A 2,511-nucleotide genomic window follows, 5' to 3' on the forward strand; every position below is an offset into this window, starting at 1 on the left:
ACGGGGGCCTCGGGGACTTCGGGGTCTGCGGAGAGTTCACGGCGGACTCGGGGGTGGTCCGCTCGGCGGTGGACTTCGCGGCGGCGGTCGTCGGGCCCGTGCCGCAGCCGGCGGCGAGCGCGCCGCCCGCGACGAGTCCGGCGCCCGCGCGCAGCGCGTCACGGCGGTTGGTGGTGGTCACCCGCGCCATTTAAGGGATGAAAGGTAAGAAAAGCGCGTTTTGTCCGACTTGGCGCCAGGAGGCGTGCCGCGCCCCGCCGCTACCGTTCGTTCACCCGCATCTCGAACCAGGTCGTCTTGCCGCGCGGCAGCAGATCGACGCCCCAGCGGTCGGAGAGCTTGTCGACCAGGAACAGGCCCCGGCCGCTGATGTCCAGCTCCTGGACCGGCATCAGACAGGGCAGCCCCCGGGAGGGGTCGCGCACCTCGACGCGCATCCAGCCGGGGCGGCAGCGCATGCGCAGTCCGAAGACGCGGGCGCCGGTGTGCCGTACCGCGTTGCCGACCAGTTCGGACACCAGCAGGACCGTATCCTCGGCCAGCTTGGGGGTGAGCCGCCAGGTGCGCAGGACCACGACCTGGGCGAGGCGACGGGCGGTGGCGGCGGATTCCGGGCGGGAGGGCAGCTGCACCTCACGCTCCGTCGGATTGCCGAACAGTTCGAGCGCTTTGAGCGCCTGTTCGTCCTCGACCGTGGGCGACCAGCGCCCCGCGGAAGCGCGGCTGTGTCCCCGCGGCTGTTCGATGCCCTCCAGCCCCGCCATGCCCCCATGATGGCCGTCGCACGGCGTCTTGGGGGCCGTTCCGGAGGAATACGCCCCCCGTACGCCCCCGCTGTGCACCGGACGATCGGCATATGCCGATGGCATGTCGCTGGCCGGTACACCCCCGCTGAGCTGCGAGGACGACTCAGTTCCGGGCAATCGCGGGGCTCCCTCGACCAGACAGACTTAAGGGTGCTTTAAGGCTCCCATAATCCGCCCCATCGAGGGACCCGTATGAGACGACACGTCAACTACTGGTGGACTCAAGGGAGTTCAGTTGCGTTTTAAAGGAACTCCGGGGAATCCTCCGCCAACCACGTGCCGTCTAGAGGAACTTGGCCTTTCCGGGCCCTTCCTCCACGAAGCTGCGCATGCCGCGCTCGCGGTCCTCGGTGGCGAACAGGCCCGCGAACCAGTTGCGTTCGACGGCGAGCCCGGTGTCGATGTCGGTCTCCAGGCCGACGTCGACGGCCTCCTTGGCGGCGCGCAGCGCGACGGCCGGGCCCTGGGCGAGTTTCGCGGCCCACGTGTGCGCCTGCTCGTACACCTCGGCGGCCGGGACGACCCGGTCCACCAGGCCGATCGCGAGCGCCTCGTCGGCCTTGACCATCCGGCCGGTGAAGATGAGGTCCTTGGCCTTGGAGGGGCCGACCAGTCGGGGCAGGCGCTGGGTGCCGCCGGCGCCCGGGATCAGGCCGAGCAGGATCTCCGGCTGGCCGAGCTTGGCGTTGTCGGCGGCGATGCGGTAGTCGGCGCACAGGGCGAGTTCGCAGCCGCCGCCGAGGGCGTAGCCGGTAATGGCGGCGACGACGGGCTTGGGGATGCGGGCCACGGCGGTGAAGGCGTCCTGGAGGCCGCGGGAGCGCAGGACCATCGCGGTGTGGTCCATGTTCTGCATCTCCTTGATGTCCGCACCCGCCGCGAACACCCGCTCCCCGCCGTAGATCACCACGGCGCGCACGTCGTCGCGGCGCGTGGCCTCCTCGGCGAGTTCCCTCAGCCGGTCCTGGGTGGCGACGTCCAGCGCGTTCATCGGGGGGCGGTCGAGACGCAGGGTGCCGACGCCTTCGGCGACATCAAGAGTGACGGTCATACGGCTCAGGTTAACGGCGACTAACGGCGGCGGGCCCGGTGCCGTAGGTCACAGCACCGGGCCCGCACACCGCGAGGGCCTACTTCTTCCAGTCCGCCCAGGACATGTTCCAGCCGTTGAGCCCGTTGCCCGGGTCCACGGTCTTCTCGTGGGAGTGCTTGACGACCACCACGTCGCCCAGGATCGAGTTGTTGAAGAACCAGGCGGCCGGCGTCGAGGAGTCGTAGCCGCCCTTCACATCGCGCAGACCGATGCAGCCGTGGCTGGCGTTGAAGTTGCCGAAGGCGCCGCCGCCCCAGTAGTTGCCGTGCGCGAAGGTGCCGGAGGTGGTCAGGCGCATGGCGTGCGGGACGTCCTTGATGTCGTACTCGCCGCCGTAGCCGACCGTCTCGCCGTTCATCCGGGTCACGGACAGCTTCTCGCTGATGACCATCTGGCCGTTCCAGGTGTCGTAGCCGGGCTTGCCGGTGGTCACCGGGAGGGTCTTGATCACCTTGCCGTCGCGGGTGACCTTCATCGTGTGCTTGCTCGCGTCCACGACGGAGACCTGGCTGCGGCCGATGGTGAAGGACACCGTCTTGTGCTGCTTGCCGTAGACACCGTCACGGCCCTCGACACCGTCGAGGTCGAGGTCGACGGTGACCTTGGTGCCGG

3 protein-coding genes and 1 pseudogene are annotated in these 2,511 nt (G+C 69.5%); all 4 read right to left on the minus strand.

The features are described from left to right. A pseudogene (locus CCN72_RS40355) lies at window positions 1-190 on the minus strand (polysaccharide deacetylase family protein); the annotation flags it as partial. Between the two features lie 70 nt (window positions 191-260). Further along, entirely contained in the window at window positions 261-869 is a 609-nt protein-coding gene (locus CCN72_RS08740) for an ATP-binding protein (protein ID WP_086807009.1), read from the minus strand. A 220-nt stretch (window positions 870-1,089) separates the two neighbouring features. Next, window positions 1,090-1,857 (minus strand): enoyl-CoA hydratase/isomerase family protein, encoded by a 768-nt coding sequence (locus CCN72_RS08745; protein WP_086807010.1) that lies wholly within the window; start codon window positions 1,855-1,857, stop codon window positions 1,090-1,092. 79 nt (window positions 1,858-1,936) lie between these two features. Beyond that, window positions 1,937-2,511, minus strand: a 575-nt coding sequence (locus CCN72_RS08750; RefSeq protein ID WP_143664062.1) for a L,D-transpeptidase, incomplete at its 5' end; no start/stop codon positions are given.

It is taken from the genome of Streptomyces murinus (assembly GCF_002154555.1).
Taxonomy (GTDB): domain Bacteria; phylum Actinomycetota; class Actinomycetes; order Streptomycetales; family Streptomycetaceae; genus Streptomyces; species Streptomyces murinus.